At 68.2% G+C, this 22352-nt stretch carries 23 protein-coding genes; 13 read left to right on the plus strand and 10 right to left on the minus strand.

All coding sequences use genetic code 11. The annotated features are described in order from the left end of the window. Positions 1–140 precede the first annotated feature (140 nt). The gene (locus ACQPYN_RS02120; protein WP_433032784.1) at positions 141–632 is read left to right on the plus strand and encodes a hypothetical protein; all 492 of its coding nucleotides are present in this window, start codon (positions 141–143) and stop codon (positions 630–632) included. Between the two features lie 2 nt (positions 633–634). Here the strand turns inward: ACQPYN_RS02120 and ACQPYN_RS02125 are convergent, their stop codons facing one another. Further along, positions 635–1009: a hypothetical protein gene (locus ACQPYN_RS02125; protein ID WP_433032787.1), complete on the minus strand. Its 375-nt coding sequence runs from the start codon at positions 1007–1009 to the stop codon at positions 635–637. 264 nt (positions 1010–1273) lie between these two features. On the opposite strand from ACQPYN_RS02125, the gene ACQPYN_RS02130 reads away from it, so the two are divergent. Both ACQPYN_RS02130 and ACQPYN_RS02135 read left to right on the plus strand, forming a co-directional pair. Continuing rightward, positions 1274–2047 (plus strand): restriction endonuclease, encoded by a 774-nt coding sequence (locus ACQPYN_RS02130; RefSeq protein ID WP_433032790.1) that lies wholly within the window; start codon positions 1274–1276, stop codon positions 2045–2047. Between the two features lie 4 nt (positions 2048–2051). Continuing rightward, a complete protein-coding gene (locus tag ACQPYN_RS02135; RefSeq protein ID WP_433032793.1) occupies positions 2052–2930 on the plus strand; it encodes a hypothetical protein in 879 nt (292 codons plus the stop codon). Positions 2931–3812: 882 nt separating this feature from the next. On the opposite strand, the gene ACQPYN_RS02140 is transcribed toward ACQPYN_RS02135, so the two are convergent. The 7 genes from ACQPYN_RS02140 to ACQPYN_RS02170 all read right to left on the minus strand — a co-directional run bounded on the left by ACQPYN_RS02140 (position 3813) and on the right by ACQPYN_RS02170 (position 7939). Next, positions 3813–4136, minus strand: coding sequence for a hypothetical protein (locus ACQPYN_RS02140; protein ID WP_433032796.1), 324 nt, complete (start codon positions 4134–4136; stop codon positions 3813–3815). A 520-nt stretch (positions 4137–4656) separates the two neighbouring features. Then, the gene (locus ACQPYN_RS02145) at positions 4657–4941 is read right to left on the minus strand and encodes a hypothetical protein (RefSeq protein ID WP_433032799.1); all 285 of its coding nucleotides are present in this window, start codon (positions 4939–4941) and stop codon (positions 4657–4659) included. Between the two features lie 342 nt (positions 4942–5283). Next, positions 5284–5487, minus strand: a complete 204-nt coding sequence (locus tag ACQPYN_RS02150; RefSeq protein WP_433032802.1) for a hypothetical protein — start codon at positions 5485–5487, stop codon at positions 5284–5286. Continuing rightward, a complete protein-coding gene (locus ACQPYN_RS02155; protein ID WP_433032805.1) occupies positions 5484–5831 on the minus strand; it encodes an HPr family phosphocarrier protein in 348 nt (115 codons plus the stop codon). Before ACQPYN_RS02155 ends, ACQPYN_RS02150 begins: the two co-directional genes overlap by 4 nt. Next, a complete protein-coding gene (locus ACQPYN_RS02160; RefSeq protein WP_433032808.1) occupies positions 5828–6190 on the minus strand; it encodes a hypothetical protein in 363 nt (120 codons plus the stop codon). The genes ACQPYN_RS02155 and ACQPYN_RS02160 overlap by 4 nt, the downstream gene beginning before the upstream one ends. Continuing rightward, positions 6153–7523 (minus strand): hypothetical protein, encoded by a 1371-nt coding sequence (locus ACQPYN_RS02165; RefSeq protein ID WP_433032811.1) that lies wholly within the window; start codon positions 7521–7523, stop codon positions 6153–6155. The genes ACQPYN_RS02160 and ACQPYN_RS02165 overlap by 38 nt, the downstream gene beginning before the upstream one ends. A 266-nt stretch (positions 7524–7789) precedes the next feature. Next, the gene (locus tag ACQPYN_RS02170; protein WP_433032814.1) at positions 7790–7939 is read right to left on the minus strand and encodes a hypothetical protein; all 150 of its coding nucleotides are present in this window, start codon (positions 7937–7939) and stop codon (positions 7790–7792) included. Between the two features lie 281 nt (positions 7940–8220). On the opposite strand from ACQPYN_RS02170, the gene ACQPYN_RS02175 reads away from it, so the two are divergent. The 6 genes from ACQPYN_RS02175 (at position 8221) to ACQPYN_RS02200 (ending at position 11104) form a co-directional block, all read left to right on the plus strand. Next, positions 8221–8445, plus strand: coding sequence for a hypothetical protein (locus ACQPYN_RS02175; RefSeq protein ID WP_433032817.1), 225 nt, complete (start codon positions 8221–8223; stop codon positions 8443–8445). A 19-nt stretch (positions 8446–8464) separates the two neighbouring features. Further along, the gene (locus ACQPYN_RS02180) at positions 8465–8905 is read left to right on the plus strand and encodes a hypothetical protein (RefSeq protein ID WP_433032820.1); all 441 of its coding nucleotides are present in this window, start codon (positions 8465–8467) and stop codon (positions 8903–8905) included. A gap of 277 nt (positions 8906–9182) precedes the next feature. Beyond that, positions 9183–9332 (plus strand): DUF4244 domain-containing protein, encoded by a 150-nt coding sequence (locus tag ACQPYN_RS02185; RefSeq protein WP_433032823.1) that lies wholly within the window; start codon positions 9183–9185, stop codon positions 9330–9332. Then, positions 9329–9826, plus strand: a complete 498-nt coding sequence (locus ACQPYN_RS02190) for a TadE family type IV pilus minor pilin (protein WP_433038675.1) — start codon at positions 9329–9331, stop codon at positions 9824–9826. The genes ACQPYN_RS02185 and ACQPYN_RS02190 overlap by 4 nt, the downstream gene beginning before the upstream one ends. Next, on the plus strand, positions 9823–10233 hold the full coding sequence (locus tag ACQPYN_RS02195) for an Rv3654c family TadE-like protein (RefSeq protein WP_433032825.1): 411 nt from the start codon (positions 9823–9825) through the stop codon (positions 10231–10233). The genes ACQPYN_RS02190 and ACQPYN_RS02195 overlap by 4 nt, the downstream gene beginning before the upstream one ends. 226 nt (positions 10234–10459) lie before the next feature. Beyond that, complete coding sequence (locus tag ACQPYN_RS02200; RefSeq protein WP_433032828.1) at positions 10460–11104, plus strand: bifunctional DNA primase/polymerase; 645 nt, start codon at positions 10460–10462, stop codon at positions 11102–11104. Between the two features lie 395 nt (positions 11105–11499). On the opposite strand, the gene ACQPYN_RS02205 is transcribed toward ACQPYN_RS02200, so the two are convergent. Beyond that, positions 11500–13818: a DEAD/DEAH box helicase gene (locus tag ACQPYN_RS02205; protein WP_433038677.1), complete on the minus strand. Its 2319-nt coding sequence runs from the start codon at positions 13816–13818 to the stop codon at positions 11500–11502. A 277-nt stretch (positions 13819–14095) separates the two neighbouring features. On the opposite strand from ACQPYN_RS02205, the gene ACQPYN_RS02210 reads away from it, so the two are divergent. Next, complete coding sequence (locus ACQPYN_RS02210; RefSeq protein WP_433032831.1) at positions 14096–16399, plus strand: sodium-translocating pyrophosphatase; 2304 nt, start codon at positions 14096–14098, stop codon at positions 16397–16399. Positions 16400–16483: 84 nt separating this feature from the next. Here ACQPYN_RS02210 and ACQPYN_RS02215 read toward each other — a convergent pair whose 3' ends face one another. After that, positions 16484–17173, minus strand: a complete 690-nt coding sequence (locus tag ACQPYN_RS02215; RefSeq protein WP_433032834.1) for an SDR family NAD(P)-dependent oxidoreductase — start codon at positions 17171–17173, stop codon at positions 16484–16486. A 101-nt stretch (positions 17174–17274) separates the two neighbouring features. Between ACQPYN_RS02215 and ACQPYN_RS02220 the strand changes: the two genes are divergently transcribed. The 3 genes from ACQPYN_RS02220 to topA all read left to right on the plus strand — a co-directional run bounded on the left by ACQPYN_RS02220 (position 17275) and on the right by topA (position 22341). After that, positions 17275–18129, plus strand: coding sequence for a helix-turn-helix transcriptional regulator (locus ACQPYN_RS02220; protein ID WP_433032837.1), 855 nt, complete (start codon positions 17275–17277; stop codon positions 18127–18129). A gap of 53 nt (positions 18130–18182) precedes the next feature. Continuing rightward, positions 18183–19139: a hypothetical protein gene (locus ACQPYN_RS02225; protein WP_433032840.1), complete on the plus strand. Its 957-nt coding sequence runs from the start codon at positions 18183–18185 to the stop codon at positions 19137–19139. A 376-nt stretch (positions 19140–19515) separates the two neighbouring features. Further along, positions 19516–22341 (plus strand): type I DNA topoisomerase, encoded by a 2826-nt coding sequence (topA, locus tag ACQPYN_RS02230; RefSeq protein WP_433038679.1) that lies wholly within the window; start codon positions 19516–19518, stop codon positions 22339–22341. Positions 22342–22352: the final 11 nt, after the last annotated feature.

Consider the following 22352-nt stretch of genomic DNA (forward strand, 5'->3'; position numbering starts at 1 on the left):
GTTCCCGTCTTAGATCGATTCCGCCGGCCTCGCAGAGCCGGCGAGGGCGAGGCCGACCGGAGAAGTATCCTCAGTGGCGCAGGAGATGTCTCAGGGCTCTATGCTCGACATGGACGGGACGGCGGGACGAGGGGGACGCTTTGGGCACTGCCGGCGGAGCAATCATCATCTCGATCGTCGCAGCCGTCATCTCCCTTGGGAGCCTTATCAGTAGCATCCTCATCGCGATCCGAAACGAACGCAGCAAGAAGGCTGATGTTCTACGCGACAGCCGACAACGGCTGTTGTATCACATAGAGCGTTTGCGGCTGTGGGGTCCGGAGGATGGCGACGAAACCGCCTACGATGCATTAGCCACACTCCGCGCAATAGTCAACGAGGAGCCGACTTGTGTGAGCGACCGCGAAGCAGCGCTCGCTTCCGTGCACAGAATGGAAAGGCGAGTCAGTAAGCTTGTAGTGTCTAGAGGCAAGTATCGAACTGCGCGGTTCAGGCTTGAGCCCGAAGAATCTGATTTGTCAGAGCTGCCGCCCGGGTTCGCTGTAGATGTAGCACTGATAACGGAACTTGAAAACGAGTGTACCGTGCTACTTAAGCTAGCGAGCCCGCCGGAGCCAACTGTCAAACAGTAGCCTCATCGATGTTTGACTAGTTGCTCGCCGATGAAGTCACGCATACGCTCGAAGTCTTCGGCTGAGCAGTCGTTGCGCCATGGAAAGCCATACTCCCGGACGAGCCACGAGTGCACGTGCCGGGTCTCCTGACCCGTCTGCTGCGCTAGCTCGACGGCTAGCGCATTGACTTCCTTCTTCAACGCGTAGTAGCGCTCGCGCTCGACGTACTCAACTTCCGTCAAGCCCATTTCAAGGCGGAACTCCTCGCGGGTCCGCCATACCGACGCAGCGTCATAATCTCGCCAGTAGGCGACTTCCCCACCGGGGTAGTCCGACGGCGACCCCTTGAACCGGGGGTCACGTCGAGGTTCGGGCGGCAGCTCGTCCGGTCGCACCGGTCCATCCTGCACGACTGACAGGCAGCGCGAGGGTGTGCCCCCGGCCCATCGCGCGGTCTAGGCTATCCGGGACGGCGGGAGCGAGGGGGGACCTTGGCGACAGCACGGCGCATCAGTCCGGGCGCTTATACAGCCCTACGTGACGCGTTGGCTAGTGTCTACTGGTTCAAGCCGGACCTTCGGGCGTTCCTACGGAGCGCTCTCTACGATGCACCCGAACTCCTGAGAGACCTTGACTGGGATCAGTACAAGATTCGGACTGTGAGCGACCTCGTTGGTCGAATGCAGGCACGGGAGAACGACTATCAAGACCAGATTCTGCGCTTGATGCAGCAGGTCGCCGATTTTGAATCGTTCGAGCACCTGGCGAGGCTCGATGACGGCGCCGAGAAAGTGCAGCGGGCGAAGGCAGCCGTGAAGGCGTTGAAGGACTGGATAGCGCCTCACCGTAAGCAGATGGAGGACCTTGCCGCTGCTGAGGAACGCTTGCGCGAACGCCGGGACGCCGATTTGGGTGCTCAAGCCTTTCAGGCGCGACTAGATGAGTTGCGTGCGCAGTTTTACTCGCTCCACTCCGGGTCCAACACCCCTCAGGAACGGGGTCTAATCCTCGAATCCCTGCTCCGCGACCTGTTTGAACTCTTCGACCTTGACCCTCGCCGTTCATTCAAGTTGAACGGCGAACAGATCGACGGGGCTTTCACCTACGAAGGTACTGACTATCTAGTAGAAGCTCGATGGACTAAGGACAAGATTCAACCTAAACACATTCGAGACTTCAGCGGCAAGGTACACGAGAAGCTAGACAACACGCTTGGCGTGTTCATCTCCATCAATGGATTCACCGAGAATGCGGAAACCATGAATCTCGGGAGCGGGGGCCGGCCCAACGTCATCCTAATTACGGGAGCAGACTTGAACGCGGTCCTCGAAGGTCGCATTGACCTCGTGCAACTCTTGCTCCGCAAACGCAGGCACGCCGCGCACACTGGTGAGATAAACCTACCGGTCAGCCGCATCCTGACGGAGGACTAGTTTGGTGTCACGCCTGCTGAATTGGGCGCTTAGATTCCTCTGGGTGCCTGGCATTGCTCTTCTCTGCATCGGCATTATTGGTGACGTTCAGAACTGGTGGGATGAACTCGGGTACACCAGCAACATGGTTGCCGGCGCGACAGGCGCGTGCTTTGGGGTACCTATCGCCTATTTCGTCATCCAACGGCTGAGCCGCGAACGAGATGAACGCCGTGGCCGGGAGAGCCTAGAGGGACGGACGCTAGAGCAGGTAGTGAAGTTCAAAGCGGATGCGGAGATTCTCCTGACCAGTGACCGTCAGATCCTGGCGGAGATGACTCGCGATGCAGGCCGACTGACCGCTTTCGCCGTGAACGTGAAGTGGCTTTGGGGCGAGGGCTACAAAGTCGGTTCGCGTCGTTTAGAAGAGGCGCACAGACACTCGCGGCGACTGAGGGCGAACGTCGAGTCTCTGCGCCTATGGGAACTGCCTGAGGCAACCGACCCAGTCTGGGCGCGCCTGTGCTCCAGGTGGGCGCTCTTAGAGCGGGAACTTCTCCCACGGGCAACGTTAGAGGGTATCGATGTGCTCCCTCCGCACTTGTCACAGGACATTGGAACGTATCTTCAGGAGACGAAGGGTGACTTCTCCTCATTCTATGAGTACGCAGGAAGCGGAGATTTAGACTACATCGATGAAATCATTAGCGAAGCGATCGAGAAGGGCACCGGGTTGCCGCCTCCCAGTGACGGCAAGGACGTAGTACACGAGCTGTTCGAGGAAGGGCGCCTACATTTCATCCGAATTGGGAAGCAGATAAAGGCGTATGAACAGTTTCTGTCTATCGTCGAGATTGCGGAGAACATGGCCCGCGAGAAGCTTCTAGTGCCAGCTACAGAGTAGGGCTCTAACGTTGGGCGACGTCTGACAAGCCATGCAATTCCCGCAGCTCAGAGGGTGTGCGGTACTAGCTTAGGACGTCCTGAAACCGGCAGACTCCCGAGATGCCTCCCCGGCGGTCCCGCGTGGCCGGCTGAGGTGGGTCACCCCCCGGTAGGTAGGGGGGAGGGGTCGCGCTTCGCTCGACAGGACGCGTTGTCGTGATTCGAGAAGTTCGCCATAAACAATTGTGAATAATGCGAAATAAGCAAATAAAGCGGAATTGAGAATTATCAATTCGATCAGCAATCAGCGTTGATATGTGATGTGCATGGGTGCATGCCATAGGGGTATGGGCATGGGGTATGGGCATCGGGTTTGCCCATGCCCTATGCATGTGGGCATGCGTACGCATTCGGGTATGCGATATGCATTGGCTATGTGATATGCACATGCGCTTAGTGCAGTAACAAGGGGTAAGCAATCAAGGGGGGGTATGCACAAGGGGTGGCACACACGGGGTGTGTGCAGGGTGTACCTAGTGCAGGGGGAGAGAGGCAGGGCCGACACAACCTCAGAACGGTGCCGGTCCCTACCTCATCCCCTCGTCAGGCGCAGGGCTCATCGCGGGGCATTGCCAGTCCACTTCGTATCCCTTAGCTCCGTTGCTCCCCCATGGATTCATCGGGGCGGTGACCTTCACGCCTGGACCCGTGCTCAGGTGCACGGGAAGCTAATTACTGACCTGTCCGGCCATCAGGTCATCAAGCTGCCCTGTCTCATAGGCAGCGACAATCTCAGACGGAGTCCTATTCTTCAGCTCCTCGCGAGTCCACTGACCAGCGGGAGGGACCTCGTTGGTACCCGTGCCGGCACTACGGCCGGCGTCATTGGGCTGCGTCATGGTTACCCCATCCCCTTATCGCGCTTCTGCTCCGCGATGCTCTTGCCAGGCAGGCCAAGCCGCGTACTCGTGTCGCCTTCCCACGGCTGAAGGAACCCGGCGAAATCACTGAGCGCGTACCGACGCCGGTTCGGCTCAGAGTTGCGAACACGATCGGAATAGTCGATCAGGTAACTCTGTCGCTTCACCGGATCATCAATATCGTGCGGAAACTCGAAAGTCTCCGGGTCATCCGTGCTGACATGCTCGATGTTCCTGTTGCGGATGAAGCTCCGCACATCATTGAGCTTACAATTGAGGTGGCCGGCGAGTTCACTAATCGTCATCGTTCGGTCATTCTTAGCCATCAGGTTTATACCCTTCTCCTAAAAAATTATGCGGCTAGAGCCGGCCGGCCCTCAGCGAGGGCTAGGGCCGTCTCGGTCTGATAGAGCGTCACCGGCTTACCGCTCGGCGGGAAATACGTTCCTGCCTCGTCGAGCTGTCCGGCAGCAACCCACCGACGCACACGAGCGGCAGCGTTGCGCACGCCCATAGCGGTCAAATCCGCCACGCTCGACAGGGTGGGAAGGTCCGCCGGCCTGAGCCGGCGGGACGGGGCACAACTTATGCTTCTAACGTTGCTGGTCATAGCGTTGTCCGTTTTCCTCATTGAGCCGTAGCCGGCTCGAACGGCCCTCCCTAAGGTGGTTGGGCCGGGAAGCCTATTGATGTTGTTAGAGAGCAAATGTGATGACCCAGAGAGCGAGCGCGACCGCAACGGAGAGGAAGCAACGCGCTCAGCACTCAGAACCGTGACGTAAAGAAGTGCCCGACGACCGACCGTCGAGCCCTCCGGGTCGGGTCTTATCGGTCGAACGGACCGACCATGTTGAAACCGGGACCGAACGCCGGCCTCGTGCCGCCGGGAAGCATCTTGTGTGCGTAGGCGGACGGGCCAGGCCAGTCGGTCACGTCGGGATGCTCTGCGATGAGGTCAGCGGCTAGCTCACCGATGACACCGTCGCTAAAGCGCATTTCCTCGTCGGTAACCTGTCGAGCCTTGTAAAGGTTGGCACGAGCCGCGACCTGATGAGCGGCGTGTGCGCCCGACTCAACGGCGATACCGTCAATAATCTGCTGAGGGGTCATAGTCTCTCGTTCCTAAACGGGCCATTGCCGGCCCTCAGATAAACGCTCACGGCCTGAATAGGGTTGGCCGGTACCCGAGTAAGGGTCAAGCCGCAGAATCAATCTCAGGGCGTCTGTAGTGACGCCGGCCGGCATCGAAGTTGTGCGTGCCATACACGCCTCTAGTGATCCGGTCTAGGTTGGAGTCACCGCCACCTTGACCGTCCTCGCCGACATACCCGACGGTTGCCGGCGCTCTCTCCGGGAGAGGCCGGCTCTCGGCCCACTCGACGTAGGCACGCACAGCCTCCGGCAGCTCGAACGTCTCAGAGCACAGCTCGACCGGCGGGGCGTGCTCGCCGGTCACGCAGCCTGCCGGTCAACCGCTAGGTCATGCACGGCCTGGACGAGGTCCCGGAATCGGTAGGCCGGCCTCAGTGGGCCGGACTCGTCGGAGCCATAGCCGACGATCGGAGGACGAGCGTGCTCGATGGCCTGGCGGACGACGGCCGGCGGAAGCTGAGACTCAAAGCTGAAGTCCAGCCCGGTCATAATCTGGTCGCTCATGCGTGCCCACCACGCTCACGCTGTCGCTGAGCGAGGCCAACGATGACGGGCAGAATGTCCGTGTGGCTCAGAAACCGGCACTCAGGTTCGAGGTCACGGCTCAGCACGCGGTCGGCAGCCTCAACGGCAGAGCGCGGGCCGGCGATCGTCACCACATCGCCGGCATGCACACCTAGCCCGATGACCGGTAGCAAGTGCTCGACCTCAGCGGTACGGCCGTCAGCCGTCGTGATCGTCGCCGGCTCGGCCCCGACATCGCCGATGCTGTACGTGACCGCGTTCGCGAGGATCACAGCCGGCCTGAGGTGGAGGTCAGAGCGGACGACCACGTTGCGCTCGATCATGCGGCACTTCCGGTGAAGCGAGGATCAGTCGCAGCCTCAGCGGCAAGCCGGGTGACCTCTGCGACGAGATACATCGGACGCTGATCGGAGTTCCAGACAACCGGCCGCAGCCGGCCACGGGCGCGCCACGAGTAGACCTGGCCTCGTCGGGCGAGGCCGGCCCGTTCAGCACCGGTGGCGCTCACGACGCGAGTCCCGTAGTCCTCGCCGGCAAACGGCATGTTCGCTAGGTAGAAGTCATCCGACTGGCCGGCTCCGTAGCCGAGCCGGGCCGGATACCCGTTTTCGTCATAGACAGTTTCGTCAATCATGGACATTCGCTCATCCCAAACTAGGTAATGGTCCTCCGGCATCGTCATCGTCCTGAGGAACGTAAATAACCGACTCGTCGATAGCGTCGGACCAAAACTGATCCCACACGATCGAATCGTTGACCTTGCTGACGTGGCACACTTGCCGGCCCCGTGCGGTCCGGCCGTTGAATAGGATTACCTGACTTAGGTCTACCGTGGCGCCATCGTCTCGTGTGGCAGGGCGGACGAGCATCGGGTAATTAACCGGCACCTGAGAAGGGTGCCGGATTGGCTCGGCTTCTCGTGAGCCGGCTTGAACCCAACCGATCACGCCGTCAGTGCCGGGGACAGCCGGATATTGACTCCAACGCTTCTCGTCCTCGTGCTCTGAATCCTCGAACACGTTAAGCGGATCATCGATAGGACCGGGGTCAGTCGGGACCTCAGGGTTACCGCACTCCGCACACAGATAGTCGTCCGTCAGCTTTCCACACGACACGCACTCAACCTGATGCTTCGCATTATCCGGTGTGTAGTCGACGAGGTCAGCCGGCCTTAGCGGGCCGGCTACCCATCCCATGCCATCCGGGGGACGTTGAATAACACCCTTCTCGCCGAGCGTTTGCATGGCTCGGCGAGCTTTGTTGATGCTCATGCCTAGATCACGGACGAGATCAGCCGGGTAGCACACCCGGCGTGAGTCGAGTACGTAGGCATAGGTACGGAGTTGCTTAGGATTCAGCGGCGGGGACGGGCGGACCAGACGTCCGTCCTCGTCCTGTGGCATAGGTGGCATGATGGTAAACAGGAAATCCTTCAACAGGGCTAGTTGCCGGACGGGGGAGGCTTCCGAGCCTCCCACGGATAGACCCTTGTAACTATCAACATTGCCGGTGCCTCGTTCATTGCTCCCAAGGGGTCGCTTATCACTCGGCCCCGGCCTATTACTAACAAAGTTAGTAATACCCTGTGTGCAAACTTGGGTACCCCCGGAAGAGTGACGGAGACTGTCACCCTGGAAAACTTGGGTAGGGTCAGTCTCTTTGCCGGAAAACTTGGGTAGGGAGGTACCTAACGTGCCGCCGAGCCGGAGCACGGTTGCGCTCTCCCGAAGGTTGCTTTTCTGCGCCCATGCGTGCGTGTAGCGGCCCGTTGGATCGTCGGTGACGTCATCGAAATGACCGGCCTCAACGAGCCGCTCAATCACGGTGCCTGCACCGCGCTCAGAAACGTCAGCCTCACGAGCGACGTAGCCGCGTGTCGTGAGCACAGCTCCCCGGCCACGCTTAATCATGTTCCGGAGGATCACGACGGCTACAGCGAAGTTGTGATCCGGCTTCTCGCCGGCTCCCTGCATTGTGCCGTTCAGAACGGCAATCATTCGTTTATAGGTTGGCATTAGCTATCTCTCAGTGGCGGCTACGTAATTCATCCCCCGGCGTGCTCGCCCGTAGCCGTAAAACGAGGGCCGGAAAGGTAAGCAAACGCGTCTAACAACGCGCGTGCAGGGGTCATTATATCACGAGGTACCGGTTTCCCGGACCATTTTGAGCACTTTGTTGATCTACGGCTTGCACATTCGGAGTAACAGTTTCATGATTCTTGCTGGTCACGAGTGACGGGAAAATTGTTTTGTGCTATCTGGCACATAGTGCAATTGGAACTTCATTTTGGGACCAAATCTGTCAGGCGAGCTAGCGTTTCTTGCACCGCCATGCCAGCGGCATTCATGGCAACCTCGTGCTCGTCCGGCCGGTTGCTGTCGCCCGGCTCGGCCGTCACGGTTCCGTCCGTCGACACGGTCAGGCTGAACACGGTTCCCGGCTCCATGGTTGACAGCTTCGCACCGGCGCAGCCGGGAAGTGCACCGGGGGTAGCTCAGAAATGGTTGACAGCCGGCAGGAATGCCATTTGTCAACCTTTCCGACGGCGGAGGAGACGTCGCAGCCATCGGCAGCGGCAGCGGCCGGCACGTCGCCCGGTCATCGTCCACCGACGTCCCGAGCCGTCGTCGCGGTGCCGTCCTGCCACGTGCGACAGCATGCACTGTCGCTGTGCTGTCTGCACAAGCACTGTGCGCGTGCAAGCGTCTGGGGGTGACCGCACCCCGCGACCGCGCCCGTCAGGCGCTGAGCGAGGCCGTCAGGGCCAGGGATGAGGCACGGCGCGAGTACGAGGCCACCGACGGTGCGCTACGGCAGGCCATCCGCGACGCGGAAGCCGTTGGGGTGACCCTCGTCGAGATCGCGGAGACGACCGGGCTGCACAGGAACACGGTGCGGACCATCGTGAGGGGCGAGGGCGGCAGCCCGCGCGAGTAGCCGTCGTTACCTTCGTCGGATGCCCCCGGCTCCCCCGGTCGTGTTCCCGACGGCGTACTACGCGGCGTTGGCTGCGCTTATCCCGCTCGTGTGGATCACGCTCGTGTTCGAGGCCAAGATCAACCAGGAGCCGTGGCCGGACCACGTGCGCAACGACGTCCACGCGGTCCTGGTCTACCTGGCTCTACAGCTCATCGGCCTCATCGGGCTGCCGCTCATGGAGTTGGGCGTGTTGCTGACCCTTCGCGACCAGCAACCGAAGTGGTGGGTGGAGCAGAGCGTCGGGCGGTTCCTGGTCGTTGCGGTCGGTCAGATCGTCGTCCCCGTCATCTGGCGGGTCGTGAAGCAAGCCGTGCCGGAGCGGTGGCACGACGGCATCGTCAAGTGGGGCGGAGCGGCCCTGGTCGTGTTGGCCTACTTCTTCGCGGGTGGCCTACTGCCGTGGCAGGGCAGCCTGTAGCTACCGGCCTCCGCGCCAGGGCCAGAGGAACGCTCTGACGAGATCGGCCAGGGCGCGGACCACGGCGGCACGGTGCCGGGACTCTGTGCCGGCGAGAGCGACGAGGGCGACGACAGCGGCAGCGACTACAGCACTGAGCAGGGCAACGCCCCACCACGGCGGAGGAACCATGCCCTCCTAAGCTAAGCGAACGTGTGTTCGATCCGCGCGCAGGGGGGGCAACTCCTCTGACCGGCTCCGGCCCTCCCGGCGTGTCGTGCCTGGTCAGTGGCGCACAGTGCGGTATGAGTACCGGTGTACCGCGTATGCGATCGGGACCATCGCCGCGGCGGCCTTCGGGGCCCTGCTCTACACGGTGATCACGGGCGACTCGATCATCGGGGCGCTCACCGCGATCGTGCAGCGGGCGCTGACGAGCACGTTCTGACGTCCGGTCCTGATACCGGCTCGGTCACCGTCGAGGCGGCGTTCGCGGTCGGCAGCCTCGTGGTGGTGCTCGCCGTGGTCCTCGCGGCGATGGGGGCGGTGGTGCTGCAGCTGCGCTGTGTCGACGCCGCCACCGAGGCCGTCCGCCTCGGTGCCCGCGGGGATCCGGACGCGGCCCGCCGCGCGGCGGCGCGGCTGCTGCCCGACGGGGCGGAGGTCGTCCTCGAGACCCGCGGTGACGACGTGGTCGCCCGGGTCCGGGCGGCGCCGCTCGGCTCGGCGCTACCCGCGCTGCGGGTGGGCGCCGAGGCCGTGGCGGCGCGCGAGCCGTCGCCGGTCGCCCCGGTCGAGGGCCCCGACCCGCTCCCCGGCGAGCCGCCGGAGGCCGACGCCGCCGGCGCCGCGGCTCTCCCGGAGAGCCCGGCCGTCCCGGTCGGCCCGGTCAGCCCGGCGTCGGCCTCCGCGGTGCGCACGCCTCCGGGCGGTGCGCGGTGAGCGGCACGGTGGGCGGTCGGGAACCGTTCGACGACGGCTACGCGACGGTGTTCGCGGCCGCCGCGGTCGGTGTCCTGGTCTGCCTGTTGGGTCTCGGGCTGCAGGTCGGGGCCGCGGTCCTCGCCCGGCACGGCGCCGAGACGGCGGCGGACCTCGCCGCGCTGGCCGGGGCCCGCGAGGCCGTGCGCGGGGCCGATGTGGCCTGCTCACGGGCCACCGAGGTCGCCGCGGGCAACGGTGCGCGGCTCGTGGCGTGCTCCGTCGAGGGCTGGACCGTGATCGTTGTCACGGAGAGATCGTGCGGGTGTATGCCGAGCGTGGCCGGCGACGCCTCGGGACGCGCCCGCGCGGGCCCGGTGGCGTCCGCCGGCACCCCGTCCGGAGTCGTGGCGGTGTCCGGTGCGTAGCCGGGACGGGACGAGCGGAGGGCGGTCCCGGCTGAGCGGCGACCTCGGCGGGCGTTCGAGCAGGGTCACCCAGCTCAGCGCGCGCTCGCCCGCTGAGCGGGGCCGAGGGTGACGCTCGGCGTGTGATCACGGCCGATGGGCGATGACGGGTGGCGCCGTCACGTGTGCATGCCGTTACTGGGAACAGCACACCGGGAGCAGGAACACCGGGGCACAGGAGGAACCGATGCAGTGGTGGGACAGCTACCGCGCCGTGTACGGCACGGAGCTCCGTGCTGAGGCCATGGTGCTCGCCGACCACGGCTGGGCCGTCGTGCCCGGCACCTTCCCGCAGGGCGAGGTGTGGAGCGGCTGCGCCGAGGCGCCGCAGGCCGGTCCGTGCCCGGTCCTCGACGACTGGGCGCTGCGGGCGTCCACCGACTGCGGCCAGATCGCCGAGTGGTGGTCGGGCCTGCCGTACTCGATCCTCCTGCCCACCGGACTGACCTTCGACGTGCTCGAGGTCCCCGCCACCGTGGGTCGCCGCGCCGCCGCCGTCCTCCGGGCGCTCGGGGTGCCGGTGCCGATCGCGGCGACGCCCACCGGCGAGTGGCTGTTCCCGGTCGGCGCGGGCGAGCCGCTGCGTCCCGACCTCGCTGAGCGCGGCGGCATCTCGCTGCACGGCCGCGGCAGCTGGTTCGCCGCGCCGCCGTCGACGTACCCGCAGGGTTCCGTGCACTGGCGGGTCCGCCCGTCGGCGTGCGGCTGGATCCTCCCCGACCCGTTCCGCGTCCAGGACGCGTTGGCCGAGGCCGTCGCGCAGCGTCCCGCCGTCGCCGGCGGCGGGTCGACCTACCGCCTCGCCACCGTCGCGACCGGGGTCCGCTCCTAGGACCCCGACGCGACACCCACCACAACTCCACACTCGGGTCCCCTCGGGGGCGACGCCGGATCAGCGAGGCCCACGTGATGAGGGCCGCGCCCGCCGCCCCACCCGGATCCCGTGGCCGACGCGCCGGTGCACCCGCCGCGACCGGCCCGCGGTCCGGGCCAGGGAGGACCCGCGGCGGTGGACCGCCCGCGACGAGAGCGTCGCGCGGTCCACCGCCGCCACATACCGCGCCGCAGGCCGGGTCGATGAGCTCCCCGGCCTGCGGCGTGACATACCTCGCCGCGGGTCGGGACGGCCCCGAAACCCCCGACCCGCGGCGGAGCCCAACCCCTCCTAGAAGCAGCGAACGAGTGGTTCGCTGCTTCTAGGCGCACGAACTCCCCGTTCGCTCGCGCTCAGCCCTCCGCGAGCCGGGTCAGCACCACGTCGAGCACGACGATCGCGCCGGCCTTGTCGAGCGGGTCGTTGCCGTTCCCGCACTTGGGCGACTGCACGCAGGACGGGCAGCCCGACGGGCACTCGCAGTCGGCGATCGCGCCCCGGGTCGCCGTGAGCCACTCCCGCAGGGCCTCGTGGCCCCGGTCGGCGAAGCCCGCGCCGCCGGGGTGGCCGTCGTGCACGAACACCGTGGGTCGGCCGGTGTCGGGGTGCAGGGCGGTCGAGACGCCGCCGATGTCCCAGCGGTCGCAGGTCGCGACCAGCGGCAGCAGCCCGATCGCCGCGTGCTCGGCCGCGTGCAGGGCGCCCGGCCAGCGCGACGGGTCCAGGCCCGCCCGCAGGAGCGCGTCCTCGGTGAGCGTGTACCAGACCGCCCGGGTGCGCAGGCTGCGCTCGGGCATGTCCAGCGGCGTCGAGTCGAGGACGCGCCCGGATGGGAGTTTCCGCAGGTAGCCGACCACCTGCTCACTGACCTCGACCGAGCCCAGGCACACCTGCAGGTCCCCGTGCGAGGCGCACTGCTCGGTCTCGATCACGGTGATGTCGATGACCGTGCGGGCCTGGGTCGTCCACTCCGGGTCCTCGGCGTGCAGGTGGGCGAGGCCGTCGTCGAGGTCGAGGGAGTCGACGACGTAGCTCTCGCCCTGGTGCAGGTGTACGGCGCCGGGGTGGACGGTCGCGGGGGCGGTGCCGGGGTCGACGGTGCCGAGCATGCGCCCGGTGTCGGACTCGACGAGGACGACCTGCTCGCCGCCACTGCCCCGGATGTCGACCCCGGCGTGCGGGCGGTCGGTGGGGTGCGACCAGAACCAGCCGCCGCGCCGGCGCCGCAGCAGGCCCTCGGCGACGAGGTCGTCGACCACCGACAGGGCGGCGTCACCACCCAGGGACGCCACGTCGTCCCGCGTCAACGGGATCTCCGACGCCGCGCAGGCCAGGTGGGGCGCGAGCACGTAGGGGTTGGTGGGGTCGAGCACGCACCGCTCCAGGGGAGCGCCGAGCATGGCCTCGGGGTGGTGCACGAGATAGGTGTCGAGGGGGTCGTCGCGGGCGACGAGCACCACGAGCGCGTCGTCGCCCGACCGCCCAGCGCGCCCGGCCTGCTGCCAGAACGACGCCCGCGTGCCCGGGAACCCGGCGACCACCACGGCGTCGAGCCCGGCGATGTCCACCCCGAGTTCGAGGGCGTTCGTCGTCGCCACCCCCCGCAACGACCCGCTGAGCAGCGCCTGCTCCAGCGCACGGCGCTCCTCGGGCAGGTAGCCCGCCCGGTATGCCGCGACCTGTGATGCCAGCTCCTCGTCGATGTCCGCGAGCACCCGGCGGGCGCCCAGCGCCGTCAGCTCCGCCCCGCGTCGCGAGCGCACGAAGGCGAGCGACCGCGCGCCCTCCACCACGAGGTCGGCGAGCATCCGTGCCGTCTCCGCCCCCGCCGATCGCCGGACCGGGGCGCCGTTCTCGCCGGTGACCTCCTCCAGCAGCGGTGGCTCCCACAACGCGACCGCCCGGGCGCCGCGCGGGGACCCGTCGTCCGTGACTTCCGCCACGTCCAGACCGGTGAGCACCGAGGCCGAGACGGCCGGCTCGGACACCGTCGCCGACGCGAGCACGAACGTCGGGTGCGCGCCGTAGCGCGCGCACACCCGCCGCAGTCGCCGAATCAGCAGCGCGACGTGCGAGCCGAACAGGCCGCGGTAGGTGTGGCACTCGTCGATGACGACGTAGCGCAGGCGGCGCAGGAAGGTCGTCCAGCGCCCGTGCCGCGGCAGGATCCCGCGGTGGAGCATGTCCGGATTCGTGAACACCCAGTTGGCGTGCTGGCGCACCCAGTCGCGCTCCGGGAGCGGGGTGTCGCCGTCGTAGGACGCCGCGCGGACGCCGTCGACGCGGAGCTCCGCGACGGTGCGCAGCTGGTCCGCACCCAGCGCCTTGGTCGGCGAGAGGTAGAGCGCGGTGGCCCGCGGATCGGCGTTCAGCCTGGTCAGGACGGGTAGCTGGTAGGCCAGCGACTTCCCCGACGCGGTGCCGGTGGCGACGACGACGTGCTCGCCGGCGTGCGCCCGGTCGGCGGCCGCGGCCTGGTGGCTCCACGGGCGCTCGATGCCGCGGGCGAGGAACGGCGCGCGGACGTCCTCGGGCACCCAGTCCGGCCAGCCCTGCGTGACGCCCTCGCGGGCGGGCACGAGCTCGGCGTGGGTCAGCGGGCTCTCGCCCGCGGGCGTCCCGGCGAGCACCCGACGCAACAGCACGGAGCCCCGGCTCCGGCCGTCGAGCACCGCTCCGGTCGTGGCTCCGGGAGCGCCGAGCAGCCGTCCGCCGTCCACGTCCGTCGAGCCTGGCACAGGTCCTCCCGTCGCTGCTCTCGTTCGTGAAAGACGTACACCTCACAGCTCGTCGGGGAACTGCTGTGCGCCTGGGTGAAGGCCACCTCCTACACTGCGGCACCTGTCCACCACCCGCCGTGCCGGGTCGTGACTGTGATCATCACGCGCCGCAGCCGCCGCGAGGCCTGGCCCGGCGCGTCGTGTTTGTAGGTGCCAACCGGGAGGCTGGATGCAAGCGTCCGTCCTCGCCGCGGGGATCACGTTCTCCGCCGGCGACAACATCGTGGTCATCGTGGTGGCGGCCGTCGCCGTCGTCGCGCTGGCCATCGGCTTCGTCCTGCGCAGGCAGGTGCTCGCCGCCGACGAGGGCACGCAGGGAATGCGTGACATCGGCAAGGCGGTCCAGGAGGGCGCGAGCGCCTTCCTCACCCGCCAGTTCAAGACGCTCGCTCCGTTCATCATCGTCGTCTTCCTGGTGCTCTTCGCGCTGCCGGCCAACAGCACCGGTGAGCTGATCGGGCGCTCGGTGGCCTTCGTGGTCGGCGCGCTGTTCTCCATGTCGATCGGCGCGCTGGGCATGAACCTGGCGACGCAGGCCAACATCCGCGTCGCCGCGGCGGCCAACGAGTCGGGTGGGCGCGACAAGGGCGCGAAGATCGCGTTCCGCACCGGCGGCGTGGTCGGCATGGCCACCGTCGGGCTCGGCCTCTTCGGTGCCTCGATCGTCGTGCTCCTCTACGTCGAGGAGGCCCCGCGCGTGCTCGAAGGCTTCGGCCTCGGCGCGGCCCTGCTCGCCATGTTCATGCGTGTCGGTGGCGGCATCTTCACCAAGGCCGCCGACGTCGGCGCCGACCTCGTCGGCAAGGTCGAGCAGAACATCCCCGAGGACGACCCCCGCAACGCGGCGACGATCGCCGACAACGTGGGCGACAACGTCGGTGACTGCGCCGGCATGGCCGCGGACCTCTTCGAGTCCTACGCCGTGATGCTGGTGGCCGCGCTGATCCTGGGCTCGGTCGCGTTCGGCACGCTGGGCCTGACCTACCCGCTGATCATCCCGGCGATCGGTGTCATCACCGCGATCATCGGTGTGTTCATCACCCGCACCCGCGAGGGCGAGAACGCGCTCCGGGCGATCAACCGCAGCTTCTACGTGTCCGCGGTCATCTCCATCGTGCTCTGCACGATCGCCGCGTTCACCTACCTGCCGTCGAGCTTCACCGAGCTGCCCGGCGTCGACGCCGCCCGCATCGGCGACCTCGCCGCGGCCGGCAACCCGCAGATCATCGCGTTCGCCGCCGTCGCCATCGGCATCGTGCTCGCGATCATCATCCTGTCGCTGACGGGCTACTACACCGGCACCGAGACCCAGCCGGTCAAGGACGTCGGCACGAGCTCGCTCACCGGCGCGGCGACGGTCATCCTCGCCGGCATCTCCGTGGGCTTCGAGTCCGCCGTCTACACCGCGCTGGTCATCGGCGCGGCCGTCTACGGCGCGTTCCTGCTCTCGGGCTCGGTGTTCGTCGCGCTGTTCGCCGTCGCCCTCGCGGGCACCGGCCTGCTGACCACGGTCGGCGTCATCGTCGCCATGGACACCTTCGGTCCGGTCTCGGACAACGCGCAGGGCATCGCCGAGATGTCGGGCGATGTCACGGGCGCCGGCGCCGACATCCTGACCGAGCTCGACGCGGTCGGGAACACCACCAAGGCGATCACCAAGGGCATCGCGATCGCCACGGCGGTGCTCGCCGCGACGGCGCTGTTCGGGTCGTACAACGACGCGATCACCCAGGCCTACTCCGAGGCCGGGCAGGCGCTGACCGACATCTACAACGTGACCGCCCCGAACGTCCTCGTCGGCGTGATCATCGGTGCGGCCGTCGTGTTCATGTTCTCCGGCCTCGCGGTCAACGCCGTGTCCCGCGCCGCGGGGGCGGTGGTGTACGAGGTGCGCCGCCAGTTCCGCGAGAACCCCGGGATCATGGACTACTCCGTGCGGCCCGAGTACGGCCGCGTGGTCGACATGTGCACGCGGGACGCGCTGCGCGAGCTCGCCACCCCGGGCCTGCTCGCGATCCTCGCCCCGATCGCCGTCGGCTTCGGCCTCGGCGTCGGCCCGCTCGCGGGCTACCTCGGCGGCGCGATCGCGGCCGGCACGCTCATGGCGGTGTTCCTGGCCAACTCCGGTGGTGCCTGGGACAACGCCAAGAAGCTGGTCGAGGACGGCAACCACGGCGGCAAGGGGTCCGACGCCCACGAGGCGACGATCATCGGCGACACCGTCGGTGACCCGTTCAAGGACACCGCCGGCCCGTCGATCAACCCGCTGATCAAGGTCATGAACCTGGTCTCGGTGCTGATCGCCCCGGCCGTCGTCGCGCTGTCGGTCGGCGTGGACGCCAACCCGGCGATCCGCATCACGATCGCGGTCGTCGCCCTGCTGGGCATCGTGGTCGCGATCTACGTGTCGAAGCGCCGCTCGACCGCGATCGCCGACTCCAACACGGACGCCCCGGCGACCGCCCAGGCCTGACGGCCACAGCTGTACCGCGCGAAGGGCACCTTCGGCCGATCTAGTCGGCTGAAGGTGCCCTTCGTTCGTTCCCGGACGGGTCGGTCACCAGGGCACGAGGCCGTCCCTCTCGACGAAGCGGCCCGAGGGCGACGTGGTGTCGAGCGCGGCGGCGACGATCGCGTCGGCGCCCTCCTCGACGGTCTGGGTGCCCTGGTGGTCGTTCAGGTCGGTCGCGGTGAAGCCCGGGTTGACGACGGTGACGAGCACGTCGGGCATCGTCCTCGCGTACATCACCGAGATCATGTTCAGCGCCGCCTTGGACGACGGGTAGGCGAGGTACGGGTGGTTCTCCCACCGCCAGTCGCTCATGTCGGCCAGCGAGCCGAGGCTCGACGAAACCATGACGAGCCGTGGCTGCTCGGCGCGCCGCAGCAGGGGCAGGAACGCGCGGGTGACGCGGACGAGGCCGAAGACGTTCGTCTCGTAGGCCTCGCGCAGGACGTCGGCGCCGGCCTCGGCGGGCTCGACCATCTCGCCGACGATCGCGGCGTTGTTGACCAGGACGTCGAGGCTGTCGACGTGGGCCTCGGCCTCCTTGACGGCGGCGGCCACCGACGCGTCGTCGGCGACGTCGAGGGCGATGGGGCGGATGTCGAGGGCGGGGTCCAGCGTCTCCGCCAGGCGTCCGGGCTCGCGGCACCCGGCGAGGACGGTCCAGCCCTGGGCGGCGAGACGGCGGGCGGCCACCACGCCCAGCCCGCGGGACGCTCCGGTGATCAGTGCGGTGCTCATGGCGCCCACGCTGCGCCCGCGCCGGCCGGCCCTCCAGGGACGGCGGACCCGGGGACCCGCGGTACCAGGCTCCGCGGCCCGCGACGGAGCAGAGTGGGGTCATGAGCCGCGGTGACCACGCCGAACTGGCCGCGGCGCTGCGCCAGTGGCGCGAGCGCCTGACGCCCGCGGACGCCGGGCTGCCCGCCGGCCCGCGACGGCGCACGCCCGGGCTGCGTCGCGAGGAGGTGGCGCGCCTCGCGGGCGTCTCCGTCGACTACGTGGTGCGCCTGGAGCAGGCCCGCGGCCCGCACCCGTCGGAGTCGGTGCTCGGGGCGCTGGACCGCGCGCTGCGGCTGTCGGCCCCGGAGACGGCCCACCTCTTCGACCTCGCCGGGGTCGAGCGTCCCGGCGCCGGCCACGTCATCGACACCGTCCGGCCCAGCGTGCTGCGCCTGCTCGACCGCATGGCCGACCTCCCCGCCATGCTCGTCGATGCCCGCAGCACGCTGCTGGCCTGGAACCCGCTGGTCGAGGCCCTCTACGGCGATCTCTCCGCGATCCCCCGCGACCGGCGCAACATGCTCTGGATGCGCTTCGGGCCTGCGGGCGGCGAGGGTCGCTCCCTCGTGGTGGACGAGGACGGGACGCGCGAGCGCCTCGACCGGCTCTCGGTGGCGCAGGCCCGGGCGGCGCTCGGGCGCTACCCCGGCGACACGATCCTGCGCGGGATCGTCGACGAGCTGCTTCGGACCAGCCCCCTGTTCGCCGAGCTGTGGGCGCTGCGCCCGGTCGAGGACCGCCGCGTCGACCGCAAGAGCTTCGACGTCCCCGGCGTCGGCCGGATCACGCTCGACTGCGACTCCCTCGACGTCCCGGGCGACGACCAGCGCCTCGTCGTCTACTCCGCCGCGCCGGGCACCCGGGACGCCGAACTGCTCGACCTCCTGCGCGTGGTGGGGTTGCAGACCGTCTGATCCGGGTGTCGGTACCCCCGTTCGTTCGAACGCATGTTCTAGGCTCCGCGGGCGTGGGGCAGCTGTCGTTCTGGTCGGCGGACGCCCGTCCGCGCGCCCTGGGCGATCTCGAGGGCCTGCTCTGCGGGCCGGGGCGGGCGGAGCTCTTCGGCCGCGGGTCCCTGGCGCGCCTGATCGTGGTCCTGGGCCCGCCGCCGGAGCCGGAGCCGGAGCCGGAGCCGGAGCCGGAGCCGGAGGAGGACGAGGACGCCGATCTCGAGGCCGAGCACGAGGAGCCCGGTCCCAGTACCAGCGTGGGGGCCATGCTGACGTCCAACGTCAGGATCGCCCCCAGCTCGCCGGAGGGACACGCCGAGCCGGTGGCCCACGAGACCGAGGACCACGACCCCGCCCCCGACGTCGACCTCGACGACCTGGCCTTCCTCGACCTCGACCCCGACGAGATGGCGGCCCGCCTGGGCCTGACCCCCGCCACCCCGACGCCCGTACCGGAGTCCTCAGATCGAGATGGGGGATTTCCTGACGTTGAACGTCAGCATGGCCCCCATGCTGACACCGACCACCCACCCGACCCCGCCCTGACCTGGCGCGCTCACGCCGTGCGCTGCGCGCTCCGGACCCGGGGGGTGCCCGCCGAGATCGGGCGCACCGAGGACGGCCGGCCCGAGGTCCGGACGGCCTTCCGTGCCGACCTCGTCGACCTCGCCCGGGCGTGGACGGCCGGGGACGGAATGAAGAAGGTGCCGGCGGAGTTCGAGCTGGACGGGCCGCGGTTGCGTCTGTGGGTGCTCGCGGCCGGGGTGCACGACGGCCGGGCGTACACGCTCGGACTCGATCCCGAGGACCGCGGCACCGACGGCGACCTGCTCACGGCGAGTCGTCACCTGGGTCTGGGCGCGTCACTCCACCCGCCGGCCCTCCGGGTCGTCGGCGCCCGCCGGCAGCGGCGTCTGGGTGAGCTCGTGGGGCGCCCGCCCGGCGATCTGATCGACGGCGTCTGGCCGGTGTGAGGCCCGCGACACCCCGCCGGGGCCGTCCCATCAGGCCGCTGTGCAGGGGTGATCGGTGTCCGGACCACGCCGTCCCCACCCGGGTGCGGACGTGATGCGACCGGTCGCACCCGGAAGCACATTGACGGTGAGGCACACTGGCGACGGGTGGCGTCCCGCCACACGAACGACGAGACGAGGCATGTCCGTGGCAGCGAAGGGCTCGACGACGGCACGCAGCGCGACCACCGAGACCGCCGACACCACCGAGGTGGAGTCGACGGAACGGTCCGGCGCGCGCGCGACGTCGAGCACGAAGTCCGGCGGCAAGGGCTCCGGCGGCGGCCGGAAGACGGGCCGCGGGGGTGCGACCCCGGCCGGGGACGGCGGACGCCGTCTGGTGATCGTCGAGTCGCCCGCGAAGGCCCGCAAGATCGCCGACTACCTCGGCTCGCGGTACATCGTCGAGTCCAGCCGTGGCCACATCCGCGACCTGCCGCGCGGCGCCGCCGACGTGCCCGCCAAGTACAAGGGCGAGTCCTGGGCCCGCCTGGGCGTGGACGTCGACCACGACTTCGAGCCCCTCTACGTGGTCTCCCCGGACAAGAAGTCCACGGTCTCCGAGCTCAAGGAGGCCCTCAAGGAGGTCGACGAGCTCTACCTCGCGACGGATGGCGACCGCGAGGGCGAGGCCATCGCCTGGCACCTCCTCGAGACGCTCAAGCCGAAGGTCCCGGTCCGCCGGATGGTGTTCCACGAGATCACCGAGTCGGCCATCCAGGCCGCCGCCGCGAACCCGCGCGACCTCGACCAGGACCTCGTCGACGCGCAGGAGACCCGCCGCATCCTCGACCGTCTCTACGGCTACGAGGTCAGCCCCGTGCTGTGGAAGAAGGTCATGCCGAAGCTCTCGGCGGGCCGCGTGCAGTCGGTGGCCACCCGCGTCATCGTCGAGCGCGAGCGCGAGCGCATGGCGTTCGTGTCCGCCGGCTACTGGGGCATCGACGCCCAGCTGCGGGCGACCGAGAAGAAGGACGAGCAGGCCCCGCGCAGCTTCAAGGCGGCGCTGACGTCGATCGACGGCGCCCGCGTCGCCACCGGCCGCGACTTCGACTCGCTCGGGCAGCTCAAGAACAGCGACGTCAAGCGCCTCGACGAGGGCGACGCCCGCCGGCTCGCGGAGGCGCTCGCCGACCGGGACTACACGGTCTCGTCGGTCGAGGAGAAGCCCTACACGCGCAAGCCCTATGCGCCGTTCATGACGTCCACGCTCCAACAGGAGGGTGGCCGCAAGCTGCGGTTCTCGGCCGAGCGGACGATGCGCACCGCGCAGCGGCTGTACGAGAACGGCTACATCACCTACATGCGTACGGACTCCACGACGCTGTCGGAGACCGCGATCAACGCCGCGCGCACCCAGGCCCGCGACCTCTACGGCGACGAGAACGTCGCGGAGAAGCCGCGCCAGTACACGCGCAAGGTGAAGAACGCGCAGGAGGCGCACGAGGCGATCCGTCCCGCCGGGGACTCCTTCCGGACCCCCGGGCAGGTCGCGAACGAGCTCTCCGGCGACGAGTTCCGGCTCTACGAGCTGGTCTGGCAGCGCACGATCGCGAGCCAGATGCGCGACGCGCGCGGCACGACGATGAGCGTGCGGATCACCGGTACCGCCGCGACGGGCGAGGAGTGCACCTTCTCCGCGTCCGGGCGCACCATCACGTTCCCCGGCTTCCTGCGCGCCTACGTCGAGACCGTCGACGAGGAGGCCGGCGGCGAGGCGGACGACGCCGAGAGCCGCCTGCCGCGCCTGGCGGAGGGCGACGGCTGCGCCGCGGAGTCGCTGGACCCCGAGGGCCACAGCACCAACCCGCCCGCGCGCTACACCGAGGCGAGCCTGGTCAAGACGCTCGAGGAGCGCGGCATCGGTCGTCCCTCGACCTACGCGTCGATCATCAACACGATCCAGGAGCGCGGGTACGTCTGGAAGAAGGGCGGCGCCCTCGTCCCGAGCTGGATCGCCTTCGCGGTCATCGGGCTGATGGAGGTCCACTTCGGCCGACTGGTCGACTACGACTTCACCGCCGCGCTCGAGGACGAGCTGGACGGCATCGCCGCGGGCACCACCCAGCGCGAGACGTGGCTGTCGCACTTCTACTTCGGGGCCAACGGCAACGGGACCGTCAACGGGAACGGTGCCAACGGCAACGGGGCCAACGGCAGCGCCAACGGGCACGGCAGCGGCGTCGAGGCCGCGATGTCGCAGGCCGGCGGTCTGAAGAAGCTCGTGGGCGACAAGCTCGAGGGCATCGACGCGCGCCAGGTCAACTCACTGCGCATGTTCGCCGACGACCAGGGCCGCGACGTCGTCGTGCGCGTCGGTCGGTACGGGCCCTACCTCGAGCGGACGATCACCGAGGACGGCGAGGAGAAGTCGCAGCGGGCCAACCTGCCCGACGACCTCCCGCCCGACGAGCTCGACCTCGAGCTCGCCGAGCAGCTGTTCTCGACGCCGCAGGAGGGTCGCTCGCTGGGCACCGACCCGGAGTCGGGCCACGAGATCCTGGCGAAGGAGGGCCGCTTCGGTCCCTACGTCACGGAGACGTTGCCCGAGGGCGCCAAGGAGAAGCCGCGCACCGGCTCGCTCTTCAAGTCGATGACGCTCTCGGAGATCACGCTCGACGACGCGCTGAAGCTGCTGAGCCTGCCGCGCGTGGTCGGCACGGACCCGGAGTCCGGCGTGGAGATCACCGCGCAGAACGGGCGCTACGGGCCGTACATCAAGAAGGACAAGGACTCCCGCTCGCTCGACAGCGAGGAGAAGCTCTTCACGGTCACCCTCGAGGAGGCCCAGAAGATCTTCGCGCAGCCGAAGCAGCGGGGACGGGCCGCCGCGAAGCCGCCGCTCAAGGAGCTCGGCACGGACCCGGCCTCGGGCGAGCCGATGGTGGTCAAGGACGGCCGCTTCGGGCCGTACGTCACCGACGGCCTCGGGGTGAACGCCTCGCTGCGCAAGGGCGACGCGGTCGAGTCGCTGACCGACGAGCGGGCCTCGGAGCTGCTCGCCGAGAAGCGGGCCAAGGACGGGATCAAGCCAGGCGCCAAGAAGGCCCCGGCGAAGAAGGTCCCGGCCAAGTCGACAACCAAGTCGACGGCCAAGACGACGACCAAGAAGGCGCCCGCCAAGAAGGCGCCGACGAAGAAGAGCGGCACGCCCAGCCGCTGAGGCCCTGACCG

Origin of the sequence: Actinomycetospora sp. CA-053990 (assembly GCF_050948445.1) — a bacterium.
In the GTDB taxonomy this organism is placed as follows: domain Bacteria; phylum Actinomycetota; class Actinomycetes; order Mycobacteriales; family Pseudonocardiaceae; genus Actinomycetospora; species Actinomycetospora callitridis.

Coding starts and splice junctions, on each gene's coding strand:
- ACQPYN_RS02140 (WP_433032796.1), bottom strand. CDS start 4,136: ATGACGATTAGTGAACTCGCCGGCCACCTCAATTGTAAGCTCAATGAT.
- ACQPYN_RS02145 (WP_433032799.1), bottom strand. CDS start 4,941: ATGACCCCTCAGCAGATTATTGACGGTATCGCCGTTGAGTCGGGCGCA.
- ACQPYN_RS02215 (WP_433032834.1), bottom strand. CDS start 17,173: ATGAGCACCGCACTGATCACCGGAGCGTCCCGCGGGCTGGGCGTGGTG.
- ACQPYN_RS02200 (WP_433032828.1), top strand. CDS start 10,460: ATGCAGTGGTGGGACAGCTACCGCGCCGTGTACGGCACGGAGCTCCGT.
- ACQPYN_RS02150 (WP_433032802.1), bottom strand. CDS start 5,487: ATGAGCGACCAGATTATGACCGGGCTGGACTTCAGCTTTGAGTCTCAG.
- ACQPYN_RS02155 (WP_433032805.1), bottom strand. CDS start 5,831: ATGATCGAGCGCAACGTGGTCGTCCGCTCTGACCTCCACCTCAGGCCG.
- ACQPYN_RS02160 (WP_433032808.1), bottom strand. CDS start 6,190: ATGACGATGCCGGAGGACCATTACCTAGTTTGGGATGAGCGAATGTCC.
- ACQPYN_RS02165 (WP_433032811.1), bottom strand. CDS start 7,523: ATGCCAACCTATAAACGAATGATTGCCGTTCTGAACGGCACAATGCAG.
- ACQPYN_RS02210 (WP_433032831.1), top strand. CDS start 14,096: ATGCAAGCGTCCGTCCTCGCCGCGGGGATCACGTTCTCCGCCGGCGAC.
- ACQPYN_RS02180 (WP_433032820.1), top strand. CDS start 8,465: ATGCCCCCGGCTCCCCCGGTCGTGTTCCCGACGGCGTACTACGCGGCG.
- ACQPYN_RS02220 (WP_433032837.1), top strand. CDS start 17,275: ATGAGCCGCGGTGACCACGCCGAACTGGCCGCGGCGCTGCGCCAGTGG.